The organism is Marinobacter sp. V032, assembly GCF_052645435.1.
The window spans coordinates 191,158-218,090 of record NZ_JBQXYE010000001.1 but is presented as its reverse complement, the minus strand read 5'-3'; the positions used below and the strand labels follow the sequence as shown (position 1 = coordinate 218,090).

At 55.3% G+C, this 26,933-nt stretch carries 24 protein-coding genes; 19 read left to right on the top strand and 5 right to left on the bottom strand.

The window, feature by feature from the left end; genetic code table 11:
• Window positions 1–39: 39 nt before the first annotated feature.
• From ACUN9X_RS01005 to ACUN9X_RS00940, 14 genes are all read left to right on the top strand, one after another.
• On the top strand, window positions 40–744 hold the full coding sequence (locus tag ACUN9X_RS01005; protein WP_260036899.1) for a TRAP transporter small permease subunit: 705 nt from the start codon (window positions 40–42) through the stop codon (window positions 742–744).
• On the top strand, window positions 741–2,279 hold the full coding sequence (locus ACUN9X_RS01000; protein WP_260036898.1) for a TRAP transporter large permease: 1,539 nt from the start codon (window positions 741–743) through the stop codon (window positions 2,277–2,279). The genes ACUN9X_RS01005 and ACUN9X_RS01000 overlap by 4 nt, the downstream gene beginning before the upstream one ends.
• Window positions 2,280–2,378: 99 nt before the next feature.
• On the top strand, window positions 2,379–2,804 hold the full coding sequence (locus ACUN9X_RS00995; protein WP_260036897.1) for a GlcG/HbpS family heme-binding protein: 426 nt from the start codon (window positions 2,379–2,381) through the stop codon (window positions 2,802–2,804).
• Between the two features lie 66 nt (window positions 2,805–2,870).
• A complete protein-coding gene (locus ACUN9X_RS00990) occupies window positions 2,871–4,322 on the top strand; it encodes an FAD-linked oxidase C-terminal domain-containing protein (RefSeq protein ID WP_445473160.1) in 1,452 nt (483 codons plus the stop codon).
• 1 nt (window position 4,323) lies between these two features.
• The gene (gene glcE, locus ACUN9X_RS00985) at window positions 4,324–5,406 is read left to right on the top strand and encodes a glycolate oxidase subunit GlcE (RefSeq protein ID WP_445471922.1); all 1,083 of its coding nucleotides are present in this window, start codon (window positions 4,324–4,326) and stop codon (window positions 5,404–5,406) included.
• A gap of 10 nt (window positions 5,407–5,416) precedes the next feature.
• Window positions 5,417–6,652, top strand: coding sequence for a glycolate oxidase subunit GlcF (gene glcF / locus ACUN9X_RS00980; protein WP_260036892.1), 1,236 nt, complete (start codon window positions 5,417–5,419; stop codon window positions 6,650–6,652).
• A gap of 144 nt (window positions 6,653–6,796) precedes the next feature.
• On the top strand, window positions 6,797–7,690 hold the full coding sequence (locus ACUN9X_RS00975; RefSeq protein ID WP_445471921.1) for a bile acid:sodium symporter family protein: 894 nt from the start codon (window positions 6,797–6,799) through the stop codon (window positions 7,688–7,690).
• 259 nt (window positions 7,691–7,949) lie between these two features.
• Window positions 7,950–8,813: an SMODS domain-containing nucleotidyltransferase gene (locus ACUN9X_RS00970; RefSeq protein WP_445471920.1), complete on the top strand. Its 864-nt coding sequence runs from the start codon at window positions 7,950–7,952 to the stop codon at window positions 8,811–8,813.
• A complete protein-coding gene (locus ACUN9X_RS00965) occupies window positions 8,806–9,624 on the top strand; it encodes a hypothetical protein (protein WP_445471919.1) in 819 nt (272 codons plus the stop codon). Before ACUN9X_RS00970 ends, ACUN9X_RS00965 begins: the two co-directional genes overlap by 8 nt.
• Before the next feature lie 144 nt (window positions 9,625–9,768).
• The gene (locus ACUN9X_RS00960; protein WP_445471918.1) at window positions 9,769–11,340 is read left to right on the top strand and encodes a transposase; all 1,572 of its coding nucleotides are present in this window, start codon (window positions 9,769–9,771) and stop codon (window positions 11,338–11,340) included.
• 155 nt (window positions 11,341–11,495) lie between these two features.
• Window positions 11,496–12,182: a hypothetical protein gene (locus ACUN9X_RS00955; protein ID WP_445471917.1), complete on the top strand. Its 687-nt coding sequence runs from the start codon at window positions 11,496–11,498 to the stop codon at window positions 12,180–12,182.
• Between the two features lie 91 nt (window positions 12,183–12,273).
• Entirely contained in the window at window positions 12,274–12,651 is a 378-nt protein-coding gene (locus ACUN9X_RS00950) for a hypothetical protein (protein WP_445471916.1), read from the top strand.
• Window positions 12,652–12,834: 183 nt separating this feature from the next.
• Window positions 12,835–13,188, top strand: a complete 354-nt coding sequence (locus ACUN9X_RS00945; protein ID WP_260036882.1) for a DUF1428 domain-containing protein — start codon at window positions 12,835–12,837, stop codon at window positions 13,186–13,188.
• Between the two features lie 135 nt (window positions 13,189–13,323).
• A complete protein-coding gene (locus ACUN9X_RS00940; RefSeq protein ID WP_260036881.1) occupies window positions 13,324–13,575 on the top strand; it encodes a hypothetical protein in 252 nt (83 codons plus the stop codon).
• Window positions 13,576–13,626: 51 nt separating this feature from the next.
• On the opposite strand, the gene ACUN9X_RS00935 is transcribed toward ACUN9X_RS00940, so the two are convergent.
• The gene (locus ACUN9X_RS00935) at window positions 13,627–13,881 is read right to left on the bottom strand and encodes a hypothetical protein (RefSeq protein ID WP_445471915.1); all 255 of its coding nucleotides are present in this window, start codon (window positions 13,879–13,881) and stop codon (window positions 13,627–13,629) included.
• Window positions 13,882–14,115: 234 nt separating this feature from the next.
• On the opposite strand from ACUN9X_RS00935, the gene ACUN9X_RS00930 reads away from it, so the two are divergent.
• Window positions 14,116–15,081: a LysR family transcriptional regulator gene (locus tag ACUN9X_RS00930; protein WP_445471914.1), complete on the top strand. Its 966-nt coding sequence runs from the start codon at window positions 14,116–14,118 to the stop codon at window positions 15,079–15,081.
• Window positions 15,082–15,096: 15 nt separating this feature from the next.
• On the opposite strand, the gene ACUN9X_RS00925 is transcribed toward ACUN9X_RS00930, so the two are convergent.
• From ACUN9X_RS00925 to ACUN9X_RS00910, 4 genes are all read right to left on the bottom strand, one after another.
• Entirely contained in the window at window positions 15,097–15,738 is a 642-nt protein-coding gene (locus ACUN9X_RS00925; RefSeq protein WP_445471913.1) for a TetR family transcriptional regulator, read from the bottom strand.
• A 13-nt stretch (window positions 15,739–15,751) separates the two neighbouring features.
• A complete protein-coding gene (locus tag ACUN9X_RS00920; RefSeq protein ID WP_445471912.1) occupies window positions 15,752–16,513 on the bottom strand; it encodes an SDR family NAD(P)-dependent oxidoreductase in 762 nt (253 codons plus the stop codon).
• 105 nt (window positions 16,514–16,618) lie between these two features.
• Complete coding sequence (locus ACUN9X_RS00915) at window positions 16,619–17,854, bottom strand: response regulator (protein WP_445471911.1); 1,236 nt, start codon at window positions 17,852–17,854, stop codon at window positions 16,619–16,621.
• Between the two features lie 161 nt (window positions 17,855–18,015).
• A complete protein-coding gene (locus tag ACUN9X_RS00910) occupies window positions 18,016–20,265 on the bottom strand; it encodes an NADP-dependent isocitrate dehydrogenase (protein WP_260036875.1) in 2,250 nt (749 codons plus the stop codon).
• A gap of 578 nt (window positions 20,266–20,843) precedes the next feature.
• Between ACUN9X_RS00910 and ACUN9X_RS00905 the strand changes: the two genes are divergently transcribed.
• The 4 genes from ACUN9X_RS00905 (at window position 20,844) to ACUN9X_RS00890 (ending at window position 26,847) form a co-directional block, all read left to right on the top strand.
• The gene (locus tag ACUN9X_RS00905; protein ID WP_260036874.1) at window positions 20,844–21,308 is read left to right on the top strand and encodes an META domain-containing protein; all 465 of its coding nucleotides are present in this window, start codon (window positions 20,844–20,846) and stop codon (window positions 21,306–21,308) included.
• 86 nt (window positions 21,309–21,394) lie between these two features.
• Window positions 21,395–23,356, top strand: a complete 1,962-nt coding sequence (locus ACUN9X_RS00900) for an ATP-binding protein (RefSeq protein WP_445471910.1) — start codon at window positions 21,395–21,397, stop codon at window positions 23,354–23,356.
• Window positions 23,357–23,583: 227 nt separating this feature from the next.
• The gene (locus tag ACUN9X_RS00895; RefSeq protein ID WP_260036872.1) at window positions 23,584–24,567 is read left to right on the top strand and encodes a TAXI family TRAP transporter solute-binding subunit; all 984 of its coding nucleotides are present in this window, start codon (window positions 23,584–23,586) and stop codon (window positions 24,565–24,567) included.
• Window positions 24,568–24,663: 96 nt separating this feature from the next.
• Window positions 24,664–26,847, top strand: coding sequence for a TRAP transporter permease (locus ACUN9X_RS00890; RefSeq protein ID WP_445471909.1), 2,184 nt, complete (start codon window positions 24,664–24,666; stop codon window positions 26,845–26,847).
• Window positions 26,848–26,933: the final 86 nt, after the last annotated feature.

The window sequence follows — 26,933 nt, the reverse complement described above, 5'->3', positions numbered from 1 at the left end:
TTCCGCACCTATTGGGCATAGGTAGTCAGAGGTACCGGCATGTCGGATCTGGAAGGATTTGGTTTTGTGTTGCCCCATTGGGCGTATTGGGGTTGGTTAGCGGTAATGCCGCTCATAATGATGGCGCTGGACAGGCGCAAGCAACGTAAGGATGGTGCCGCAGAGGCCGAATCCCATCCGGTGATGGGCGAGCTTCAGGCCGAGGAAGACCCGGTAATCAACAGCGACGTCGGGGCCAACGCCTTTACCCGAACGATCGACTGGATCAGCGAGAAATCGGGCGTTTTTGTCTCCTTCTGGACCGTCAACGCGGTCTGCTTTTACTTCTTCGAAGTGGTCATGCGTTACCTGTTCAACATGCCGACGATCTGGGTGCATGAAGCCAGCTATTTGCTGCTGGGAATGCAGTACCTGTTGGCAGGTGCCTTTGCGATGCTGCATGGCGCCCATGTACGGGTTGATGTGCTCTACAACCTCCTGCCTGCGCGGGGCCGCGTTGGAATGGATATTTTCACGTCCATGTTCTTCTTTATCTTTGCGCTGGCGCTGGTCATTACCTCCTGGACCTTCTTTATGAATTCCTACTCCATGCATGAGACCACGGTTGAGACCTGGGGCATCCAGCACTGGCCGGTCAAGGCCATGATGTTGCTGGGCGCTGTGCTGATTTTGCTGGCGGGTATTTCCAAGCTGATCAAGGACATTGCCCTGTTTGTCCGGATGGGACAGGAGCCTGCGCAATGATGACCTCGTCAGGTAATGCCTCACCCTTGAACCCTGTGATCGGCAAGTTGGGCACTGCACTGATGGTCATCTGCACCCTGGTGCTGGCGTTCATCATCTGCGTTGAAGTGATCAATATCCTGTTTTACGACCCCTATGAAGAGGAGGTGTTCCTGTTCCGGCTGGCCGGCAGTTTGGATGGCGTCGAGATTGGTCCGTTGACCTATCTGATGTTTGGATCCCTGCTGGTGGCCCTGATGATGGGCTTGCCGCTGGCGTTTGTGACCGGCGGCCTCGGGGTGGCCTTTATCTATCTGGTGGGGGACAGCCTGATGTTGAACATTGTCCCCAGCCGCATCTTCCCGATGATGACCAATTCCGATCTGGCTGCAATTCCGCTGTTTATCTTTATGGCGTCTATGCTGGAGCGGGCGGGGCTGATCGAAGAAATGTTCAACGTGGTCTACAAGTGGATGGGCGGCTTGAGTGGTGGCCTGGCGACAGCCACGATCATCGCTTCCACTATCCTGGCGGCGATGGTGGGCGTCATCGGTGCGGCCGTTGTGACGATGGGGATTATTGCGCTGCCAGCGATGCTGAAGCGGGGTTATGACCATCAGATCGCTCTCGGCTCGATTATGGCGGGCGGTACGCTGGGAATCCTGATTCCGCCCTCGATTCTCGCAATCCTCTATGCCGTTGTTGCCCAGCAGTCAGTGGGCGAGCTGTATCTGGGGGCCGTGATTCCGGGGCTGATGCTGTCCGGCATGTACATCGCCTATGTATTGATCCGCACCTGGATCAACCCGGAGCTGGGGCCGCCGGTCGCGGAAGATGAGCGGATTTCTATTGGCGCCAAGCTGCTGCTTTTGAAAGATCTGATCGCGCCGTTGATTCTGGTTGCGTTGGTGCTGGGGTTGCTGTTCGGCGGTATCGCGACACCGGTGGAAGCCGCAGGCATTGGCTCGTTCGGCGCGATTCTTGTGGCCTGGAAGCATGGCGCCTTTTCTGTCGCGACCCTCAAGGATGCATCGGTAACAACTGCCAAGGCCTCCGCGATGGTGCTGTGGATCATGTTCGGTGCCTCGGTGTTTGTAGGCTTCTATATTTTGCAGGGCGGCCAGGACTTCATCACCGAAGCTATCCTCGGCACCGGTCTGTCGGCCTACGGCATTCTGTTCCTGCTGATGTTCCTGCTGGTGGTGTTGGGCATGTTCCTGGACTGGGTGGGCATTCTGCTGCTGGCTGTGCCGATCTTCATTCCGATCGTGCAGGCACTGACCTTTGAGGGTCTGTTCGGCTTGCCGGCAGTGCCGGGCGACGATGTGGTGCTGTGGTTTGGGGTGTTGTACCTGGTGAATATGCAGATGTCGTTTCTCAGTCCGCCGTTTGGTTATGCGTTGTTCTATATTCGGGGTGTATGCCCGCCGGAAATTTCCATGGCGACGATTTTCAGATCCTCGCTGGTGTTTCTCGCATTGCAGTGTCTGGGGCTGATCCTGTGCATCCTGTTCCCGGCAATTATCACCTGGTTACCCAATATGGTGTACGGCTAGCGGGCAGGGGTTGATAGCGTTACCGATGAAAGTCGCATGGTCATGATGCGGCTTTCACCGTTATAACAATTGGATACTCAACGAATAGGGTGGACAACCATGCTCACGATGAAACGATTGGATCTGGCGGATGCCCGCCTGCTGATAGAGGGCGCTGCCCGCAAATCACAGGAAATCGGCGTGCCCATGTGCATTGCGATTACCGATGAATCCGGCAACCTGGTGGCGTTTGAACGTATGGATGGCGGCAAGACATCCAGCGTGATTGTCGCTCAGGACAAGGCCTACACAGCCGCTGCGGCACGCAAGGCCACGCACGACTACAATAAAGTCTGCGTGCCGGGCAATCTTGCGTTTGGCATTCACACCGAAGTGGGCGGTCGGCTGTCGACGGTTGGCGGCGGCTTGCCGGTGACGGTTGATGGCGAAGTAGTGGGCGGTATTGGCCTCAGTTCCGGCACGCCCCAGCAGGATATGGATTGTGCCCAGGCGGGAATCGATCACTTTATGGCGGCGCGGGGCTAGGTCTCTCCGGGCGCCTTTATCACTCTCCATCACTCTCCGAATCATTTCGGCCGGAGCCTATTGATGATGCAGTCTCACAGCCACAAACGGGATGCTCTCGCTCGCCGGTTTCGAACGTTTATCGATCCTGATTTTGTGATCGCTGACGAAGAAACCATGAAGCCCTACGAGTGCGACGGCATGTCGATGTTCTGCGAAATGCCGCTACTGGTGGTGTTGCCGGAAACCGTGGCCCAGGTGCAGGAAGTCATGCGGTTGTGCCACAGGGAAGGGATTGCGGTAGTGGCACGGGGTGCGGGCACCGGGCTGAGTGCTGGCGCAATGCCTCATGCAGACGGCATTGTGCTGTCGTTGGCGCGTTTCAATCGCATTGTCCATATCGATCCGCTGGCGAGAACGGCCCGGCTGCAGCCCGGCGTGCGCAACCTTGCGATCAGCGAGGAAGCCGCCCAGTACGGTCTCTATTACGGGCCGGATCCGTCCTCCCAGATCGCCTGCACGATTGGCGGCAATGTCGGCAATAATTCCGGCGGCGTGCACTGCCTCAAGTACGGCCTCACCGTTCACAATATCCTCAGTGTCGAGATGATCACGATTGAAGGCGAGCGGGTGGTGATTGGCAGCGACGGGCTGGATAGCTGTGGCATGGATCTGCTGGCCCTGATCACCGGTTCGGAAGGTTTGCTGGGGGTTATCACCGAAGTCAAAGTGAAGTTGCTGCCCAAGCCGGAAAAAGCCCAGGTGGTGATGGCCGGGTTCGACGATATCCAGAATGCCGGCGATGCGGTCGGCGGCATTATCGCCCAGGGCATTATTCCTGGCGGTCTCGAAATGATGGACAGTTACGCGATCATTGCAGCCGAAGATTTTGCTCATGCGGGCTACCCAAAAGAGGCCGCCGCGCTGTTGCTGTGCGAAGTGGATGGCACGGCAGAAGAGGTGCAGGAGCACATCGAGGCGGCGGAGAGCCTGTTCCGGTCTTTTGGAGCGACCTCGATACGCACGTCCAAGAATGAAAACGAACGGGCACTGCTCTGGAAAGGCCGGAAATCGGCTTTTCCTGCGGTCGGTCGCCTGTCGCCGGATTATTACTGCATGGATGGCACCATTCCCCGGGGCCAGCTGGCGCACGTGCTGCTGGAAATGGAGAAAATGTCGAAGGAATATCAGCTGCGGGTCGCCAACGTATTTCACGCCGGCGATGGCAACCTTCACCCGCTGATTCTGTTTGACGCCAACGTGCCCGGCGAGTTTGAGCGCACCGAAGCCTTTGGTGGGGCGATCCTGACGCTTTGCGTTGAGGTCGGCGGCTGCATTACCGGCGAGCACGGCGTAGGCATCGAAAAAATCCGCTACATGACGACCCAGTTTGGAGATCTTGAACTGGCCCAGTTCAACGCGATCAAGGCGGCATTTGATGCCAATGGCCGGCTGAATCCGGGCAAGGGCGTGCCAACACTACGCCAGTGTCAGGAATACCGGGCGCTTGAACGCAAACCCGCCAAGGTGGAGGCCTGATATGTCTGACCAGACAGCGCGTCTGATTGAGCAGGTCAACGCTGCGATAGCCGACGGCCAGAAACTGAATATCACCGGTGCGGGCAGCAAGGCCTTTATGGGGCGTGAGACGGATACCCGCCACGCGGCGGTACTGGACTTGAAAGACCACACGGGTGTGGTGAATTACCAGCCCGTCGAACTGGTACTGACCGTGCGTGCCGGCACACCACTCGACGAGATTGATGCGGTGCTGGCAGAGCATAACCAGATGCTGTCATTCGAGCCGCCCCGGTATGCCGCAGGCGCCACAATCGGCGGCACGCTGGCGTGCAACCAGTCAGGTCCGGGTCGGCCCTGGACCAGCTCGGTGCGGGATCAGGTGTTGGGGATCAAGCTGATCAACGGCAAGGCCGAGCATCTCCGTTTTGGCGGTCAGGTGATGAAAAACGTGGCCGGCTATGACGCCTCCCGCCTGCAAGCGGGCGCGATGGGCACGCTGGGGGCCATCACCGAAGTCAGTCTCAAAGTACTGCCGCGCCCGGCGGCCACTACAACCCTGGCGCAGGCGATGCCGCTGGCCGACGCCATTCCGTTTATGAACCAGCGTGCGGCTCAGCCGAAACCGCTATCCGGTGCCTGCTGGCTTGATGGCTCGCTCTATTTGCGGCTTTCCGGCGCGGCCTCCGCTGTTGATGCAACGGCTCATCAGTGGCAGCAGCAAGGGGCGCAGGTGCTTGATGCTGACTCCAGCGCCTGCTTCTGGCAGCAACTGCGGGATCACCAGCTGGATTTTTTTGCCGGTGATGCACCGCTATGGCGATTCTCCGTTGGGCCAACCGAACCGAATCCTGACCTGAGCGAACCCTGGCTGATCGACTGGGCCGGGGCGCAGCGCTGGTACCGGGGCGACGAGTCCATGTCCGATATGGAAAGGTTGGCAACTCGTGCCGGTGGACAGGTGAGCCAGTTTCGGGGCGGCGATCGGCACGGCGATGTGATGCATCACCAGCCCGCCGTACTCAGGCAGTTGCAGCAGCGGCTCAAACACGCTTTTGACCCGGATGCGCTTTTTAATCCCGGACGCTTATACAGCTGGATGTAACAGGACCCCTATGCAGACCAATCTGGTTGAACAGTTTGCCAATACCGCTGAAGGGCAGGAGGCGGAAGCCATCCTTCGTAGTTGCGTGCACTGTGGTTTTTGCACCGCGACCTGCCCCACCTATCAGGAACTGAATGACGAGCGTGACGGCCCCCGGGGCCGCATTTACCTGATGAAAGAGTTTCTAGAAGGGGGCGAGGTCACCGACAAAACCCAAACTCATCTGGATCGCTGCGTATCCTGCCGCAGCTGTGAAACTACCTGTCCGTCCGGGGTCGAGTACGGTCGTTTGCTGGATATCAGCCGAGGGCTGATTGAGCAGAAACTCGAACGCCCGAAGCAGGCCCAGCTACTGCGCTGGCTGCTGCGCAAAGTCGTACCCAATACCCTGCTGTTCCGACCCCTGCTCCGCATGGGGCAGTTGTTCCGACCGGTATTGCCACCGGCGCTGAAAACCAAAGTGCCGCCCCACCGGTCGGCGGGCCCGTGGCCGGACCGCAAACATGAGCGTGTTGTGCTGGGAATGGCGGGTTGTGTCCAGTCAGCCGCCACACCGGATACCAATGCCGCAACTGCGCGGGTGCTGGATCAGCTCGGTGTATCGCTGGTGGAAGCGCCGAAGGCCGGCTGCTGCGGCGCTGTTAGTTACCACCTGTCAGCCCACGAAGAAGGTCTGGATTACATGCGCCGAAACATCGACGCCTGGTGGCCCTCTATTGAGGCGGGTGCCGAAGCCATTGTCATGACCGCGTCAGGCTGCGGTGCGCAGGTGCAGGACTATGGCCACCTGCTGAAAGACGATCCAGCCTACGCCGACAAGGCGCATAAAGTATCCGCTCTGACGATGGATCTGGGTGCATTCCTGCTGGGTGAAGACCTGTCCCGCCTGAAGCTTGACCACAGGCCCGAGAAAGTTGCCTTCCATTGTCCCTGCACGTTGCAGCATGCCATGAAGCAAAGTGGCGTGGTGGATCAGGTACTGACCAGGGCCGGCATAAAACTGGCCGACACCCGTGACAAACACCTGTGCTGCGGCTCGGCTGGCACCTATTCCATCCTGCAGCCTGAGCTTAGTCAGCGTTTGCTGACCAACAAACTGAAGGCACTTACTGTCGATCACCCGGAACGTATCGTCACCGCAAACATCGGCTGCCAGCTCCATCTGGCGACGCGCGCCGAAGTGCCGGTGCAGCACTGGATTGAGTTGCTGGACCCTGACAATCAGCCATTGCCCGACCAGCATTGACGTTTTAGGATAACGTCTCAACTGTCGGAACTGGTGCAGTTGTCTCGAAACAATAACAATAACCCGCACGGACCCTGCGGGCTTTGACCCAATAGGCGAGGCTGGCGCGGGACGGAATCACTGCCGGTATACGCGGAGTTGTAGATGACCAGCAGTGTGTTTTCCCAGATCGTTCTTCCCGTGTGCCTGTTTATCATCATGTTCGGGATGGGCCTGTCCTTAAGAATCGCTGACTTTACCCGTGTGGCGCGTTTTCCCAAGGCTGCAATACTGGGCACCGTCGGGCAGATGATCGTATTGCCGCTGGCTGGTTTTGCGCTCGCAGCCTGGCTGATGCCGACGCCCGCGTTGGCGGTGGGGCTGGTCCTGATTGCAGCGTGTCCCGGTGGCATCACCTCCAACCTTGTGGCTTATCTGGCGAGAGCCGATCTGGCCCTATCTATCAGCCTCACAGCGATCAGCAGTTTGCTGACCACGATCACGATACCCCTCATAGCCGGTCTCGCGCTGACGACCTTTGCGGGCGAAGGTGTCGTGTTTGATGTGCCGGTGGGCAAGATGATGGCCGCGCTGTTTGCGATTACTCTGCTGCCGGTGCTGATCGGAATGGTGATCAAGGCAAAATCCGAACGCATGGCGCTCTGGCTGGAACCCAAGATCAATCTTTTCGGGGCACTGTTTCTGGTATTCCTGATCATCGTAATACTGATCGAGCAGGGCGAATCGGTGATCACACAGGTATCGGACAGTGGCGTTGCCGCCCTGGCACTCAACGTCGTCATGATGACCGTTGGCCTGCTTATGGCCCGGGCATTTCGTCTGAATTCAGCCCAATCCACCTCCATTACCATCGAAATCGGCATCCAGAACTCCACCCTGGCCATGATGGTCGCAACGACATTTCTGCATGACCCCGCAATGGCCGTCCCCGCCGCAGTCTATTCCATCATGATGTACCTCACCGGATCAGTGGTGATCGGTGTGCGTCGCTGGCAGTTGAAGTCAAACCGGCAACAAACGGCGGCTGATCTGGCTTAGAGTGTTTGATAGTTGAAACATGGTGCGGCGTAACCAAACCGGGCAACGCAGTGTTTTTATACAGTATTATTGAATAAGCAAATTGTGGAAGTCACGCGATTACGTGGAGGCCTGTGAATGGCTGAACTAAGATGTTGAAAAATAAATCATCTGTGATTGAGGGATGCGAGAAAAAAGTGGAGTTATCGAGAACGCACTCTTCTGCAATATCGCGGAATTCGGTCTAACTGCTGTTATATGCTCAAGGAAGGAATAAAGAGTGCCGTACACTGTTGCAGTCTCATTTGACACTTTTTATCAAAATATAAATCTATCTGGCGATCACAGAGATACAGCTAATCGCCGTAGAGATGATATTGTAAGCACGCTAAAGAAGAAACTTCATGTTATAGAGTCTTTTTCGTCTGGCTCCATCCCTCGGTATACAGCTTTAAAAGATCATGCTGATTTGGATGTAATGGTAGCGCTCCATTATACGAAGCATATAAAAGGCAAAAAACCTTCTGAGGTGTTGCAAGAAGTAAGAGATACGCTATCTGAATATAGAACTAATGTCAGAAAGAATGGGCAGGCGGTAACTCTCTATTACAAGACTTGGCCTAACGTTGACATAGTACCGTGTAGTCGAGTTGTTAATGATGACGGGATTGTTACTTCATATTCCATACCTGATATGAACACAGAGCAATGGATTACAAGCAAACCAAAGAATCATACAGCTAACATGACATCGAGGGCAGGAACGTGCGGCTCGAATTTCAGAAAATCCATTACCATGATCAAGCATTGGAATCGGACGCACAGTTCTTATTTGCAGTCTTATCATATTGAGGCAATGGCCTTAAGGATATTTGATTCTTCGATGAATGATATTTCATGGGACATTTTTAAATTTTTTGAAGAGGCGGCTAATTTAGTAGATAGCCCCCTTTGGTATGAAGGCGCATTTGCCGATGACTATTTAACCTATTTGACAAGATCTGAAGCCAAAAAGCGGCTAGAAACCGCACGAGACAAAGCTAGGTCTGCCTGGGCTAAGACTTATGGTCATGACAATGACCACGAAGGTGCAATAGCTATATGGCGCCAAATATTTGGAGACAAGTTCCCTGCTTATGGATGATATTAAATTACTAGGACTACAAAGGTCTGAATTTCAAAGAGCTGAAAAGCTTCAAATCTGGGCAGGTAGGGTTCAGGTTATCATCGTTATTGTATCGATTTTATGCCTAGTGATTCAAGAAATTAATATTATTCATTCCCTATCGATTGTGAGCATCTTACTAGCTCTCGCTTGGTTTTATATTTCCGAGGAATCGAAAACCTCTCATAGCACTGCGGAGCGTGCACGGCGGGCAATTGTCATCAGAAATGGCTTAGGTATACAGTTAAGTGCCAAGTCCTACAGTGACTTAATATTGTGTTTTAAGGCAAGCAGTGATAGTGCAGAACAATGGGAAGATGAAGAGTATTTCAAATCAGAGTCGGAATATGGGAATCAAAAATTAGCCGAGATTATAGAAGAGAGTGCATTTTGGTCGAAATTTCTTCTTAGAGAGTATGCCAAGAAAACATGGCTCATTTTTTCTTGCGTGTTAGCAATATCGGTTTTTTCCCTCTTTTTAATAACTTTTTTTGATTCTTCTGATTTTAGTAAAACTGTTGGCCAGATATTGTGCCTCGTATTAATGTGGTTAATCACGGGCAGTCTTTTTTCTAAGTCAATAAAGTTGACCTCTTCATCCAATGCAGTCGACTCCATAGAGGAGAGGCTCAACAGTATTATTCAGGTCGGAAATATAAAAGATGACATACTTATATATATGTGCGATTACAATTCGATTATCGAGGGAACCCCTGTCATTCCTTCGAAAATATACCTAAAAAACAAGGATAGGCTAAATTCTCTTTGGAGAGAACGTGCTGAACGATAGACCTGCATATAACAAAGCGCTGCTGTCGGACAATTTTTCCGCTGCGCTCCAAATTTGCCGCAGAGCGCGGCGTTGAGGCTGTAGAAAAACCCCAAATCAGACTGGTTTTGGTAGCATTGGGCAAACAGACAAGGAGCCGTCGGCATGCCTCGTTTCAAGCACTACAACTACGACCAGGACGCCATGGTCGTGATCAACTACCAGGAACAGCTCCAGCCCGGCACCTTTGAACACGCGGTGCATTATCTGATCGAACACAAGCTGGACCTGACCATTTTCGACCCGAAGTACAACAACGACGCCACGGGTCGCGTTGCCTACGATCCCGCCATCCTGCTGAAGATCATCCTGTTCGCCTATTCCAAAGGCATCACCTCCAGTCGCGAGATCCAGTGGTGTTGCGAGACCAATATCATCTTCAAAGCCCTGTCCTGCGATACGGTGCCGCACTTCACCACCCTGGCTGCGTTCGTGAGCCGCCATGCCGACGAGATCGAAGCACTGTTCGAGCAGGTGCTGCTGGTGTGCCACGAACAGGGTTTGCTAGGCAACGAACTATTCGCCATCGACGGCTGCAAAATGTCCTCCAACGCCGCCAAAGAGTGGTCCGGCACCTTCAAGGAACTGGGCGAGAAGCGCACCAAGTTACGACATCTGATTCAGCACCACCTCAAAGAACACCACCAGCGGGATGAGGCAGAAACCGAAGCCGAACTGGACCGGGATATCCGGCGAGCCAAAACCACACTCTCCCTGGATGAGTCCCTCAAAAAGGTGGACCGCTTCCTAAAGACGAGTAGCCCAAGGATGGGCCAGGGGAAACGACGCAAGGAAGTGAAGAGCAACATCACCGATAACGAAAGCGGCAAGATGACCACCAGCAAAGGCACCCTTCAGGGCTATAACGGTGTGGCCACTGTGGACAAGAAACACCAGATCGTCATCGATGCTCAGGCCTTCGGCGAAGGGCAGGAACACCACACCTTAAAGCCAGTGTTGGAGACGGTTCAGCACCGCTATAAAAAGCTAGGCATCGCTGACGACATCTATCAAACGGGCACCAATGTCACCGCCGACACCGGCTTCGCCAACGAAGCCAACATGCAGTACCTGTACGAACAAGAGATCAACGGCTACATCCCGGACAACCGCTTTCGCAGCCGCGATCCCAAGTTCGCGCAACAGAAAGACAAATACGGCAAGCGGCATCAGAACAAAGCGTCATCAAGCTGGAAAAAGGTCATCCCCGCCAGTGAGTTCCAGTTCGATCCGATGACCATGACCTGTGTCTGCCCGGCGGGCGAAACCATCAGTTACCAAGGCCAACGCGAAGCGGAGAACGGCAAGACCCGAGTGCACTTCGAAGGCCGTCTTCTCCAGTGCCGACATTGCCCCAAGAAACATCAGTGCATGCAGAATCCGGCTTCTGCCGACCACCGAAAAGGCTCGGGAAGGCAGGTCTCGTTCACCATCGAGAACAAGCGCCAGCCCAACTACACCGACTGGATGAAGCACCGCGTCGACAGCCCGCAAGGCAAAGCCATCTATAGCCATCGCATGTCAGTCGTGGAACCGGTGTTCGGCAATATCGGCACCAACAAAAAGCTGAACCGCTTCAGCCTCAGAGGCAAAAAGAAAGTACAGGGTCAGTGGCAGCTCTACTGCATGGTGCATAATATTGAAAAGCTGGCGAATTACGGACAAATGGCCGCATGAGGTGTGGGTCTTGTAGATCCACGAAACGGTGCCGCTGAATGCGCTATAGGTGACATGGCGGCGACCACCCGAAGTAAGTGGCCACTGCCGCCGAATAAACCCATGCATCCGTCGATGACGGATGAACAAAAGAACAACTGAAATGGCGGGTGAGAATGGCTCAAAATGGGTTTTTCTACAGCCTCGTTAGCCAAGGGGAAGGACATTTGGATTTGATCGAAGTCGGAAAAGTTCTCTTACTGCTGATTAGCGGGATTGCAGGTTTTTTGGTAGGGCAAGCTAATGGCTTTTTTGACAGACGGAACGAAAAAAGAAAGGCATTCAGTCGTGCTCTAGCCGAATTGTTAGAAATTCGGCATCGGTTTAAAGGAGCCATCTATCTACTTCGACGGCTTGGAACCGACCTGAATGTTCCGCGAGAATATCTTGACGACATAATTCAGGGGCTGCCAGACGGTTTGCTCTGGGACCCAAGCGTCTCTGTTCGCTACGCTGATGCCATCAATACGCTGTCAGCCTACTCTCCGTTGTCTGCCTATGTTTTAAGATCAAAGGACATCGTCGGCCTTTTTGTGAACGGGAGTTCGGTAACTTTTGGCTCTGATGAAATCACCCACTCCTTAGCCCTGAAAAATCTAAAAATAATTGAGAATGCCACGCTTCCGGCTTTAGAGGAATCTATTGAAGCTGTCTCAGAATTCTTAGGTAAGAAAACAAAGAAACTGACTCAAGATATCCTCGATGGTAGCCGAGAGGTTCTTCCTGAGGTAAAAAGCATTGCTGATGAGTTAATCGCAAATGTGAACGCTACGATCGCGACAGGAGCTAACCAGTCGCTGTAGTACGCGGCCGATGGCCGCCGACGCCCTTTTCATTGCGGCTTCGCCTCCATTACAAGGTGGCCGCTAAGCTTCTCGTTATGCGTGGTAGAGCATGAAATATCTACTCAGGGCAGAAGACGTGGCAGATGACCCAGAGTTTTTGGTCGCGTTAATGAAAGCCGACTCAGACAAAGATGTGTATCCCGACTCTGAGGAAGATTCGGTCTATGTCCCTGAGAGAGTGATGGAAAGGATTCTGGGTGTAGGCAGCGCTTATAACCTGCAATTCACCAAGCATGCGCCAAACAACCATTCTGATCGGTGGGCCTATAGCTACGCTCAGCTTGAATGGATCATCGATGAACTTGGATTTCTTCAATCGTTGCTGAACGATCAGCTGCTAAACGACTACCTTTCAAAAATTTTGGGTTTGGCGGCAAAAGCACGACACAAACTTAATGAGCTGGAGCTAATTTTTGAGGGGCCGTAAATCGCATAACAAGTGACTGTGGTGTCAATCCCATAAATTAAGTCACTCATGCCCGCCCCGGTTTTACGGACATCCACCCAAGAGACAGCCAGCCTCTCTGTATAAAAAAAGTTGAGCCCCTGTCGATTTGAGCTTCACCGGTTCGACTACCTTTCGAAACACCCACAATGAAAGGAGAACGTGATGTCTTATATCGATGGATTTGTCGCAGCGGTACCGAATGCCAACAAAGAGGCTTACATCAAGCTGGCCAATCAGGCTGCCGATATTTTCAAGTCGCATGGCGCGCTGGAAGTGGTAGAAGCCTGGGGTGATGACATACCGGAAGGCAAGGTCACGTCATTCCCGATGGCGGTGCAGTGCAAGGAAGAGGAAACCGTCGTGTTTTCCTGGATTACCTGGCCATCGCGGGAAGAGCGGGATGCGGGGATGAAAAAGTCGATGGAGGACCCGCGGATGGATATGGATATGAACAACATGCCGTTTGATGGCAAGCGCCTGATTTTCGGTGGCTTTAAAGTGATCGTTCAGCAGTAGCCCGGCAACTCGAAGGTAGAGATGGCGTGCAGCATTCAGGATTTTTTAACGCCAACGTCAAAAAGCTTTCGATGGATTCAGGCCGGGCGCTGGGTTTCCATATCGGTACCCACCCAGTGATTCGGAGGTGCCGAAATGAATCCACGTACTGTGTTGAATGCGCGACGTCGTCAAACACCTGAACTTCGTTTGGAGGCGCTATACCTCAATCAGGGCACGCCTGATGACCGGACCCGGCAGGCCAGAGTGATCATGCTGAAGCAGTGCTGGCAGCATGCGAAGGTCACGTTCGTCAGGTTGCGTATAGGCTTGAAGCGGAAGGCGAAGAACGAGTGTGCAAGCTGTGGTGAGCGTATCGCGCGTCAGCGTCCGGTGTGTCGGGGCTGAGCGTCAGGGCAGGGATGGCGGTGTGCTGTCATCCCTGCCGTTTACCGTTCATTATTCTGACCAGAAAGGTTTCTGCATTTCATCTTTCAGTGTGCCGGGTTCCAGCCCGATGTCCCGCTCTATCCGGGCGAGCCATTGCGGGCTGGCACCGTGGAAGTCATGACGTAGCGCTTGCCGGTTGCTCCAGCGGCGTTGCCAGATCCGCAGCATCCCGAAGCCAAACCCTGCAAGCCCCAGACGTGAAACCAGTGACGGGTGTTCCCGAAGCGGGCGTTTCAGCAAGAGTGGTGAGTGTGTTGTGTTCATGACGCTGTCCTCCTGTCAGTCATGCAGCCACGCTGGTTTGTGCGGCTGAGAGTTGATAGTAGGAAGCCCCGCCGGCGGAATGAATCTAGTAATTTTTCACGGACCGTTCACCATTTCTGAACACAAAACTGTGCTGTTTGAGCCGCCAGCAGACTGTGCCTGTCGGATTGGCAAAACCCGTAGTATGCTTTTGGATTGATGGTCATCGCCGATGCCCAGGGAGGGCCGGACGCTATGAATATCCAGATCGAAAAGTTGCGGTCCTTCGTGCTGATTGCCGAAGAGAAAAACCTGACCCGTGCGGCGGAACGTCGGTTCTCCACACCGGCAGCCGTGAGTGCCCAGTTGAAGCAGCTGGAAGACACCCTGTCACTCCAGCTTTTCGAGCGCACCAGCAAAGGCATGCTGCTGACGGACGCCGGCTGCAAGTTGCTGCCGATGGCCTATCGTGTGCTGGGTAATCTTGCGGAGCTGGAAACCACCGCCCGGGCGATTGCCGGGCAGGCTAAAACCCGCCTGCTGCTGGGGCTGAACGCGTTGCCCGAGTTGTTACGAATCGAGTCGGTACTTGAAGCGTCAGGAGAAGAGCTGCCGGATGTCTCGCTGGTGGTTAAATCCAGTAACTCGGCAGACAACCAGATCGACGTATTGGCCGGCCAGCTGGATGCAGGCTTTGTCTACGGCGGTCGTGATCACGAAGATCTGGTGCGTACCGAACTGGGGTACATCAATGTGGTGACCATTGCGCCTGCCAGAATGAGTCTTCCGACACTTCCTGAGGCGCCCCGTGAACTGGCTTACCTGCCCTGGATTACGCCGTCGCCGGAATGCCCCTACATTGAACTCATGCGCAAAACCATGGGCGTGCATTACGGTGCCATGAACAGCGTGGCATCGTCTGATGAAGAGTATTCTACGATTGCCATGGTTAAAGCGGGATTAGGTCTGGGGCTGGTCGAAGAACACCTTGCAGAGATGGCGGCGGCCCGGGGCGACGTCACGGTGTTTCCGGAAAGCGGTGCGCGGGTGCCACTGTTTCTGGTGATGCGAAAAGACCGGCGTAAGGCCCTGGCCGAGTTGGAAGTATTTGCGCAGCTGGTTGAAGATCAGTGGGCGTGCGGTGATCAGCGGCGTGATGTGGCGGGGGATGTCGCACCGGCAACTGCAACCGACTCGATGTCGGTGATTCGCAGCTTTTAACCGGCAGTTGAGAGGCTAGCGGGCGGCTATAAAGGCGTCGGTGAGTAGTCTCAAATGCCGGCTGAGTGTATCCGCGAAGTTCAGCTGAAATACCGACAGGGGTTCATCCTGAATCGCATCGCGCACCGCCTCTGATGGATGGCTGAGGTGCCAGCAGCCAATCAGCGCCTGCTGGCACAGAATCAGATACTCGAAGCAGGCGGCTTCGTCCTGTCCGGTAACGCTTTGGATCGGAGCGCCAAGCCGCCGGGTCTGATCCAGCAGAAACAGTTTGAACTCACGCGCTTCGGCCGTGCTCAGGCCGGTTTCCAGCACGGTATGCAGAATGGCGGTGAGGCCACAGTAGGTTGTATGTGACAGCAACGCCTGAATAAACCGGTCAGGAAAATCCTCTGCTGACAGCGCCTCGATATCGGTTGCCAACGATTCAAAAGCACGCCGGTATACCGCAAGAAACAGCACTTCCTTGCTGCGGAAATAGCGATAGAGTGCGGCCTTGGTGAGCCCGGTTTCCGCGGCGACATCGGCCAGTTTGAGGTCGTTAAACCTGCGACTGGTGAACAGCGCTTCGGCCGCATCCAGAATCTGTTGCTCACGCAGTGCCTTGTCGGCCTCACTGCGCGCGCGCTGTTTACCGCCGCATAGAATGGTTTTCACTCGACCCCTGTCCTCATGCTTGCAACCAGCCGGCCAATCGCCGGGTAATCAATCGGGGTGAGAGTTTACCAGACCAGACCATCAACAGATTTTTAAGGCCGGGAATAACGATCGCTTTGTGGCGCCCGGCCAGCGCTTTTCTCACCACCGCTTCCGCCGACATGGTGCCGGACCGGAACAGCAGCGTATCGGTCATGTGGGCCTCGGTGGCGAATTCGGAATCCGTCGCGCCAGGGCACAGGGTGCTGACGCGAACGCCGCTTTCCCGAAGCTCCTCGTGGAGCGCTTCCGAAAACGACAGCACGAATGCTTTGGTGGCGTAATAAATGGCCATGTTGGGGCCTGCCTGAAAGGCGGCAGTTGAGGCGACATTGATAATAAAGCTGTCAGGTTGCGACTTGAGCGCAGGCAGCAGGCGCCAGGTCAGCGCGACCAGAGACGTAATATTGACCTGAATCATCGCCAGCTGGCGCTCCAGCGCGAGTTCGCTGAAGTGGCCCCGGTCGCCAAAACCGGCATTGTTAATCAGGCCGTTAATAGCCCAGCCTGCCTTTTTGATGGCTTCCACCAGCAAGGTCGGTCCTTCGGGATCGGCCAGATCCGATGCGATCACTTCGACCTCGACACCGTGCTGGTTCTTCAGCTCGTTTGCCAATGTCTGCAAGCGGTCTTCCCGGCGTGCGACCAGAATCAGGTTCTGCCGCTCCGCAGCCAATGCCCGGGCAAATACCTCGCCGATACCTGCGCTGGCACCGGTAATCACAACATATGACATAGCGGTATTTCCTTTAAGTAAACAGGGGTCACTTAAAGTAGTGTGTTATGGCTCGAGTGTAAATAACTGAAGGTTACTTATTTTCGGGTAATTTTTGAGAATGGCCTATTCTGCCTCCTTGCTGAATAGCGCTGCGTTCTGCCTGGCGCGCTGGGCGAGTGCCTGCAGCGTGGCCTCAAGCTGGTCAGCGATTACCGGCTTGGTCAGGATGAACTCCGCGCTCAGGCCCGAAGCCTGAATCTGACGCCATTGACTGAGCTCACCGGAGAGAAACAGGATGGGCAGAGAATTCGTGGACTCTGTCTCCCGCACAATCGTGGCAAGTTCCGGGCCCGATACATCCGGCATGTAGACATCCAGTACCAGAACATCAGGTTTGAACGCTTTGATGTGGTCGAGGGTGGTAAGCGGCTGGCTGACTTCTTTCACATCGAACCGTTTGATACGCAGGGTTGCGGCCATTGCAGCCAGCACCTGCTCATCATCATCTACCAGCAGGATACGATAGGGGGTTTGGCTCTCGGGGTGGCTGAAGGTTTCGACCAGGTCCAGGAACTTGTCCCGGGCGATAGGCTTTGTCAGGTAGCGCGAGGCGCCTGCGCGCAGTGCGGTAAGCCGAGCTTCAAGGCTATCCATTACAGAAATGAAGACGACTGCGGGAAAATCCTCGTGGTTGCGCTGGAGTCGGCGCAGATAATTTGCTCCCGCATACTGTTCACCGTCAAAGCGCATATCCATCAGTATGAGATCGGGCTTTTTGAGGCTTTGATAAAGGTCATAAAAAACACTGACAGAGGTGAATATCTCTGTGGTGTAACCCGCATCTGACAGCCATCTCGCCAGCAGTTGTGCCTGATCGGCGTCATCGTCCACCACATGAATTAACTGGGAAGTGGAGGGGATTTGAGGCCGCTGCGGGATCGCAATCGAGTGCTCTGGTGGCTGGTTTCGAATATCCGCCATTTGCTGGGCGAGATATATCATTTTACTCCAGGGAGCTGAATCGACCCCCTGGGAGCCCCATAACCAGGTGTTCAGCGTTTTATTCATCTCGTCTGCGATATTGCCGACGGCCAGATAGCCAAAGGTACCGGCGGTGCCGATGAGGTTGTGAAGTTGGTCTTTCAATTCGTCGATGGCGCGAGACAGTTGCTCAACGCTGACATCGGATGTGTCATTCTGCAGAGCGAATCCCAGCATACGAAAGGCTTCAAGCAGGTCGTCGATTCGCTGGGGGAATTTTTCAATCACGGTGTCCTGCAGGCGTTGCAGCGCTTCTTCCGGGCTGACGCCTGCTTTGGTCGTTTGCTCTCTCAAGTCGGGCTCCTGTCCGTTCGTCATTTTGCAGTCCTGTCTCTGTTTAGAGGTTCCCTGGAACTACTAACTGTAATTGAGAAAAGCGGAGTTTGCGCGGGATGGCGACAAATATCCTGCAGAAAGCAGGGGCACAAAAAAGCCCGGCAGGGTTTCCCCGGCCGGGCGGTTTTATCTCACCTGAGTGTTCAGGTTGAGGCGGCTGCTTCCCGTGCTTTCTCGAGAATGCCGTTCAGGGTCTTGCTGGGCTGCATGATGGCGCAGACCTTGTCTGAAGGCGGATGGTAATAGCCGCCGATATCGGCAGGACTGCCCTGGATAACGCTCATCTCTTCCAAAATGGTGTCAGCGTTGTCTTCCAGTTCCTTCGAGAGTTTGGCTGCAAAGGCTTTCAGATCGGGATCTTCGTCCTGATTTGCCAGCTCTTCTGCCCAGTAGCGGGCCAGATGGAAGTGGCTGCCGCGGTTATCCAGTTCGCCGGTGTTGCGCGACGGTGACTGGTTGTTTTCCAGCAGCCGCTCGGTCGCCTTATCCAGCGTCTGGCCCAGCAGGCGTGCCCGCAGGTTGCTCTCTTTGTCGCCCAGTTCCTCAAGCGACACGGCGATTGCCAGGAACTCGCCCAGCGAATCCCAGCGCAGGTGGTTTTCCTGCAGCAGTTGCTGAACGTGCTTGGGTGCAGAGCCGCCGGCGCCCGTCTCATACAGGCCGCCGCCATTGAGCAGTGGCACGATAGACAGCATCTTGGCGCTGGTGCCCAGTTCCAGAATCGGGAACAGGTCTGTCAGGTAATCACGCAGGACGTTACCGGTGACCGAGATGGTATCCAGGCCGCGGATCAGGCGTTCCATGGTCCAGCGGATCGCCCGAACCGGCGACATGATCCGGATATCAAGTCCGTCGGTATCGTGATCTTTGAGGTAGGTTTCGACCTTGCTGATCAGCTGCGCATCGTGTGCGCGCTCGTCGTCCAGCCAGAACACCGCAGGCATGCCGGTGGCGCGGGCGCGGTTAACAGCCAGCTTGACCCAGTCGCGGATCGGCAGGTCTTTGGTCTGGCAGGCGCGCCAGATATCGCCTTTCTCGACCTTGTGCTCGGTCAGGGTGTTGCCGTCGCCATCCAGGATACGGACAACGCCGTCTTCCTTGATTTCGTAGGTTTTGTCGTGAGAACCGTACTCTTCGGCTTTCTGTGCCATCAGACCGACGTTGGGAACGGTGCCCATTGTTGTCGGGTCGAAAGCGCCATGAGTCTTACAGAAGTTAATCGCTTCCTGATAGATGGTGGCGTAGGTGCTTTCCGGCATGACGGCCTTGGTGTCTTTCAGTTTGCCATCGCGCGCCCACATTTTACCGGAGTTACGGATCATGGCCGGCATTGAGGCATCGACGATGACGTCACTGGGTACGTGCAGGTTGGTAATGCCTTTAACCGAATCCACCATCGCAATTTCAGGGCGGTGTTCGTAACAGGCGTGCAGGACTTCCTGGATTTCTTCCTGCTTGGACTCGGGCAGCGACTTGATTTTCTCCAGCACGCTGGACAGGCCGTTGTTCGGGTTAACGCCGATTTCCTTGAACAGGTCGCCGTATTTCTCGAACAGATCATCGTAGAAAATCGTGACCGCATGACCGAAGACAATCGGGTGCGAGATTTTCATCATGGTCGCTTTGACGTGCAGCGAGAACATCACACCTGTGTTCTGGCAGTCTTCAATAGCGTCACTGAAGAACTTGCGCATGGCCTTGCAGCTCATGAACATGCCATCCAGTACTTCGCCTTCCAGCAGTGGCAGTTCGCTTTTCAGAACGGTCTGCTCGCCTTTTTTGTTTTCAAAGACGATGCGGGCGGTGGTGTCTTTGTCGAGCGTCAGGGATTGCTCGCTGGAGTAGAAGTCACCCCCTTTCATGTGCGCGACGTGCGTGCGTGAAGCAGGACTCCACTCGCCCATTGAGTGCGGATACTTGCGGGCAAACGCTTTGACCGCAGAGGGCGCACGACGATCCGAGTTGCCTTCCCGGAGCACCGGGTTGACCGCGCTGCCGAGTACCTTGGCGTAGCGGTTTTTGGCGTCTTTCTCTTCGTCGGTCTCGGGGCTTTCCTTGTATTCGGGAACCTCGTAACCCTGCTCCTGCAGTTCCTTGATCGCGGCGCGCAGCTGCGGGATCGAGGCACTGATGTTGGGCAGTTTGATGATGTTGGTTTCTGGCTTGAGGGTCAGTTCACCCAGCTCAGCCAATGAATCCGGAACCTGCTGATCCTCAGTCAGGTAATCGGGGAAGGTCGCCAGGATACGGGCGGCCAGTGAAATATCGCTGGTTTCAAATTCGATGCCCGCAGGCTTCGCGAAAGTTTCCAGAATAGGAAGAAGAGAGCGGGTGGCCAGCGCAGGCGCTTCGTCCGTGAGCGTATAGATGATTTTAGATTTGGATGCTGTCATTTTATCTTCAGGTCGCCGTATGTTGTTCAGGACGGATTAATTGCAGGCTATTAAATTCGCGCGAGGAATAACCAGGAATAGCCCACCCCCATGGATACCATATTTATTCACAGTCTATTCGTTTTCGCGAACCTCGTAGCCAAATGTATATGTATCTTATGGCTACATGCCGGCGGCTCACAATACTGATGGAGCGTCGTTGCTCTTTTTCGAAGGCGCTACCCGCGATCAGGTACGCCAGCCTGTAAAACGTGGAGCCAGTACAGTGCTCTCACCGAGACAGGCTTTGGGGGAGATAGTTCGCGTCAACGACCCGATCGCATATTGATACGCTGCGCTCAGGCGTGAACGTCGATCGCTATTATAGTCAAAAAACCGCCTCGTCGTCCGCCCCGGTTTTCACTTATTCCTTGGACATTGGTCGACGACCCATGACTTGAATCATCTGCATGTGTTCCCGGCAACGTATCGTCGTCTCAAAAGAGGCGCCCGCTTCATAGGGCGTGATCGTTGCAAAAGGCAAGGGTATAGTCCTACCTTTAAGTCATCCTTATTTCAGGCCGATTCCGAGGTTTACCATGCTTGCGACCCCCAGCTCATCCGCTACGATTTTGCGTTGTTTGTTGATGATGGCCAGCCTGTTTGCACTGACGGCCTGCGTGACCGTAACGGAAGAGGGGACACCTGAAAGTACTGAAGTCACCTTTACCAATACGGACTGGAAACTTCAGCATGTTGGTGGCCAGTCTGTAGACAGTGACAAGTATCTGCAGGCGCCGTATGTCATTTTTATGGATGACGGCCAGGTCACCGGGTTTTCAGGCTGCAACAGTTTCATGGGCCGTTACGGGACGGTTGAGGGGCAGTTTCGCTTCCTGTCGATGGCGTCAACGCGCAAGGCCTGCGCAGAGGGCACTGTGGAGTTACCTTTCCTGACAGCGATGAAGCTCACCGTCAGTATTGAAATGGACGATGACGAGCTGGTGCTGCTGAATGATAAAGGCGAAGCACTCGCGATCTTTCGGGCAAGCAAGTCCCAATAGCCATCGCCTCGCATGAACCGGGCAGGGTGTGACGTCGTGATTCTCATAGCGCCAGGTAAAGAATGCCTCACAAAAGCAGCATGTGGATGACCGGCAGACGTACATTTTCACCCGGCATTGCCGGGCACTGGATCATTCGGTGCGCCGTTGTGCTTGTGACGGTGCTGGCAGGTTACGTCATTGATCGCGCCAACTATGAATCCTATCTCGATGATACCCGTCAGGACGTCACGCAGGGTCTGGCGACGGTTCGCACAGAGCTCGAGGGTACGGTCAGCGAGAACATGCAAACCGTCCGGGGGCTGGTGGCCGCCATCGCGACCGAACCGGACATGAATCAGGAGCGCTTTGCGGCGCTGGCCAGCGTTATTCTGGACGATCGCGATGAGCTCCGGAATATTGGAGCCGCACCGGATATGGTGATTCGGCTGATTCACCCGCTGGAGAAAAATCGTGCCGCGCTGGGTCTGAATTTTCGCGAGAATGCCGAGCAATGGCCGGAGGTCAAACGCGCGGCTGAATCCGGCAAGCTGGTACTGGCCGGCCCGGTTAATCTGGTTCAGGGCGGGGCGGCCTTTATTGGTCGTGTTCCGGTCAAACTATCCGCCCGCCCCGGCGAGCCTTACCGGCTCTGGGGGCTCATTTCCGTTGTTATCGATATTGACACCCTGTTTGATAAAGCCGGCTTAACACGGGTTGATCACCTGACGCTGGCGTTAGGCAAAGTTGAGGATAACGGCGAGCCCGGGCCGATTCTCTTTGGTGACGCGGATGTGTTTGACCGCGACCCGGTCGAGATGAGGGTAAACGTGCCCGAGGGGCAGTGGATACTGGCAGCCACACCAAAAGGAGGCTGGCCGTCTCGGGCTGCCAATGCGGTCGCGCTCCGGATGCTACTGGTTGCAGTCGGCCTGTTGATTGTCGTGCCGGTGTTGCTGCTGTCCTGGTCGATGTTGCGGGAGCGGGTTGCCCAGGGGCGATTGCGTTCTCTGTATGAGCTCTCGCCCAGTGGTATCGGGCTCTACGATTTTTCCGAGGGCCGTTTTATTCGCTGCAACGATGCGTTCCTGCGTCAGAGCGGATACGCGGCTGAGCATATTCTGGCCCTGAGTATCGACGATATTGTCGTCGAGCCACTGCACGTGGAATTGCAGGCGCAATTGGAAGCAAGCGGAAGGTTCGGCCCGGTTGACCGGCAATGCCGGCGGCAGGACGGCTCGCAGTTTCTCGCGCTGATCACCGGCGCGTTGATGGCCGAAACCCGTGAACGCACCTTGGCCTGGCTCGTGATTCAGGATATCTCCGAGCGCGAGCGTGTCGAGCGGATGAAAAGCGAGTTTGTGTCGGTTGTCAGTCACGAGTTGCGCACGCCGTTAACGTCAATCGCGGGGGCGCTGAAACTGGTGGCATCCGGTGCTTTGGGTGAACTGCCCGAAAAGGCCCGACCGATGATTGAAATTGCCAGCCAGAACGGCGATCGGCTGACTGCACTGATTAACGACCTGCTGGACATGGATAAGCTGATTTCCGGCAAAATCCACGTCGATATGACCTTCCATGCTCTTAAGCCGCTTCTGGAAACTGCGCTCAGGCAGAATCAGCACTATGGTCAGAACGCCGGCGTCAGTCTCGTGCTGGCGGCTTGTGAGGAGACGCTTGAGGTTAACGTGGATGAGCGCCGTTTCTTGCAGGTCATGGCGAACCTGCTTTCGAATGCCATCAAGTTCTCTCCACCGTCAGGGCAGGTCACGGTAAGCGCCGTTCAGCGGAACGGGATGGTTGAAATCTCGGTAAAGGATGAAGGGCCGGGCGTACCTCAAGCCTTTCGCGAGACAATCTTCGAAAAATTCACTCAGGTGGATTCGTCAGACGCCAGACAGAAGGGGGGAACGGGCCTGGGCCTGACGATTACCCGTGGTCTGGTCCAGATGATGAGCGGCCAGGTCGTGCTGGCCGATTCGCCTTCGGGTGGCGCACTGTTTGTGGTGACGCTGCCGACGGTGTCGAGTGATCATCGGATCGACGATGAAGGCCTGTCCGCCGAATAGCGATCATCGGCTTCGGGGGTATTTCACCCATTTCGCGTGATGTGATGGGTGGGTCTCCACCCATTTTCTGATTGACCGTTATCCTCAATAGCGGATCAAGCCCCTCCCTGAGCCAATCTCCGGCTTCTGGCCTATCCTTTGCTCTGTATCCCATTACGAATCCAGTTGGCTGGGTTCGACCTGGAAAAGATCCCAACAAATATAACGATACATTGGAGCCTGAAATAATGAAGACCTCTCGTGCCTTCGCTTTGGCGACGCTGGCGGCGTCCGCCCTCTTCTCGACAGCCACACTTGCAGAAACCGATCGCTCTGACTGGCCGACCAATTTCACGGTCGGTACCGCGAGTCAGGGCGGCACCTACTTCGCGTATGGTTCCGGCTGGGCCAACTTTGTTGCTGAAAACCTGGGTGTTTCGGGCGGCGCTGAAATTACCGGCGGCCCGATGCAGAACATGGCGCTGGTGCATACCGGCGATCTTAAATTTGGTCTTACCACCATGGGGCCTGCCCGTGAATCCATGGATGGCAACAGCCCGCTGGCGCCTGGCATGAAGATGGACAACGTTTGCGCGATGTTCCCCATGTACCAGACGCCTTTCTCGGTAACAGCGCTGGCCAGCTCCGGCATCAAGTCCATTTCCGATATTCCGGATGGTGCACGCATCGGTTTCGGCCCTGCCGGGTCAACCTCTGACACCTACTTTCCGAAAATGATGGAGACCCTGGGGGTCAAATTCGACCGTCGCAACGGCAGCTGGTCGGATCTGGGTGGTCAGTTGCAGGATGGTCTGATTGACGTGGTGGCGTTTGCCGCAGGTATTCCGATTCCGGCCGTCAGCCAGCTGGAAGTGCAGACCAAGGTCAACATCATTGCGCTCAATGACGACGAGGCGAAGAAGATTGTGGATAGCTATCCGGTCGCCGAATTTGTCATTCCCAAGAGCACCTACAGTTCACTGAAGGAAGATTCACGCGTGGTCTCGATGTGGAACTTTGCCATGGTGAACTGTGATGTGTCGGAAAGCTTCGTTTATGAGATCACCAAGCTGACGATGGAAAACAACGACAAGATGATGTCGATCCACAAGGCTTCCCGCAGCTCCATTCCCGAAAATTACACCAAGAACAATGTGCTGCCATGGCACCCGGGTGCGGCAAAATGGTTCAACGAGAATGGTTACAAAATCGAAGACAGCATGATCAAGTAATCACTGCGGGGCTGGCTGCTGCCGGCCCTGATTGAACGATTTTGTATATTGGCCGGCCTGCGGGCCGGCGCTCATTCTTGCTGCATCAGGTGCACCATGACCCTACCCGAATACGAAACAACCAAGCCGGACGACGATCATATTCTCGCTGAAGGCGTCGATGAGGAGCCGGTAGAAGCCAACCGCCGACTGTTTCATCGCTGGACCTTGCACGCCTTTACCGTGCTGGCGATTGCTTACTCTACGTTCCACCTCTACACCCTGAATATTGCGCCGCTGGAAACCTGGTCATTCCGGATTGTTCACGTCTGTGGTGCGCTGATTCTGGGTTTTATCCTTTTTGCCGGTAGCCGTTTCAGTGAGGGTGACCGGGTGCCGGCCATGCAACGCTGGACCACTGTCGCAGCCCTGATCCTGATGGTGCCGGCGGTCTATGCGCTGGTCCAGACCGGACTGATGTATCAGATGGTGCTGGACGGCACGATGCGTATTCCGCCGGATATCGAAACCTGGCATTTCGGCTGGCCCCTGCTGGCGGCGACCACCTTCGGAATTATTGTCAGCTGGTTTCATGTGCGCCCCCGTTCCTTTTTCAGCTTGCCGGATCTTGTGCTGGTGGTGTGCTCGATTGCCGCCGCAGCTTATTTTCTGGTGATCTATAACACGCCGGTGAGAATGAGTACCGGCACTTCTTTTGCCCCTATCGGTATTTCCTTCGCTGCCATTGCCGGCATCGCGCTCATTATGGAGCTGACCCGGCGCGTGGCAGGCCTGGCTCTGGTTATTATCGCGCTGATTTTTCTCGGCTACGTGTTTGCAGGCCCCTATCTGCCGGGCTTTCTGGGCTATCCGGGGCTGACAATCCAGCGCTTTTTCAGTCAGGTCTATACCGACGCGGGCGTACTGGGTCCGACGACTGCGGTATCGTCTACCTACATCATTCTGTTCATTATCTTCGCGGCCTTTTTGCAGGCATCAAAGGTGGGGGACTATTTCGTCAATTTCGCTTTTGCTGTGGCAGGGCGTTCCCGTGGTGGTCCGGCCAAGGTATCGATCTTTGCATCGGGCCTGATGGGCATGATCAACGGCACCAGTGCCGGCAACGTAGTGTCGACGGGTTCCCTGACCATTCCGCTGATGAAGAAGGTCGGCTACGACAAGCGTTCAGCCGGTGCGGTTGAAGCCGCAGCTTCTACTGGTGGGCAGATCATGCCGCCGATCATGGGCGCAGGCGCCTTTATCATGGCGGAGATTACCGGTATTCCCTATACCGAGATCGCCATTGCCGCGATTATTCCGGCCATCCTGTACTTTGCTTCGGTCTATTTCATGGTGGACTTTGAGGCGGCCCGCACCGGGATGCGCGGCATGCGTTCGGAGGAGCTACCGAAGTTCAGGAAACTGGTGAAACAGGTCTATCTTTTCGCGCCGATTATCATTCTTGTGGTCGCGTTGTTCATGGGGTATTCGGTGATCAGGGCCGGCACTCTGGCCACGGTATCGGCTGCTGTCGTCAGCTGGATCTCGCCCAACAAGATGGGTGTTCGCGCCATTTTGAGAGCGCTGGAGTTGGCCGGCATCATGTCGATCCAGATTATTGCGGTGTGTGCCTGCGCCGGTGTAATCGTGGGTGTGATTTCCCTGACAGGTGTTGGTGCGCGTTTCTCCTCACTGCTGTTGGGTGTGGCGGAAACCAGCCAGTTGCTGGCACTTATCTTCGCCATGCTGATTTCCATCCTGCTCGGTATGGGGATGCCGACAACGGCGGCTTATGCCGTGGCGGCCTCGGTGGTGGCGCCGGGTCTGGTGCAACTGGGGATTGATCCGCTGACGGCGCATTTCTTTGTATTCTACTTTGCTGTGGTGTCGGCGATTACACCACCTGTGGCGCTGGCATCCTACGCGGCGGCGGGCATCTCCGGTGCCAATCCGATGGAAACGTCGGTTGCTTCCTTCCGTATCGGCTTGGCGGCCTTCATCGTGCCCTTCATGTTCTTCTACAACAGTGCGTTGTTGATGGATGCAAGCGTGATGGAGATCGCCCGGGCGCTGATTACGGCCACGTTTGGTGTCTATCTGCTGTCCGGTGCCGTGCAGCGCTGGTTTATCGGGCGTCTGGCGCCCTGGTACACCCGCATCCTGATGATGGCGGCGGCGTTGATGATGATCGAAGGCGGGTTGATCACCGATCTGGCCGGTATCGGTATCGCGGTGGTGGCGTACCTGCTGCAAAAGCGTGCAGGTGATGGTTCGCAGGGCGAGCCGGTCACCTCGAACTGAGGGCTTTGACCTTTCAACTGAAAGCCGGCAACCTGCGGAAACACAGGTTGTCGTGCTGACAGTCAGCAACCCGAGTTTCATCACAA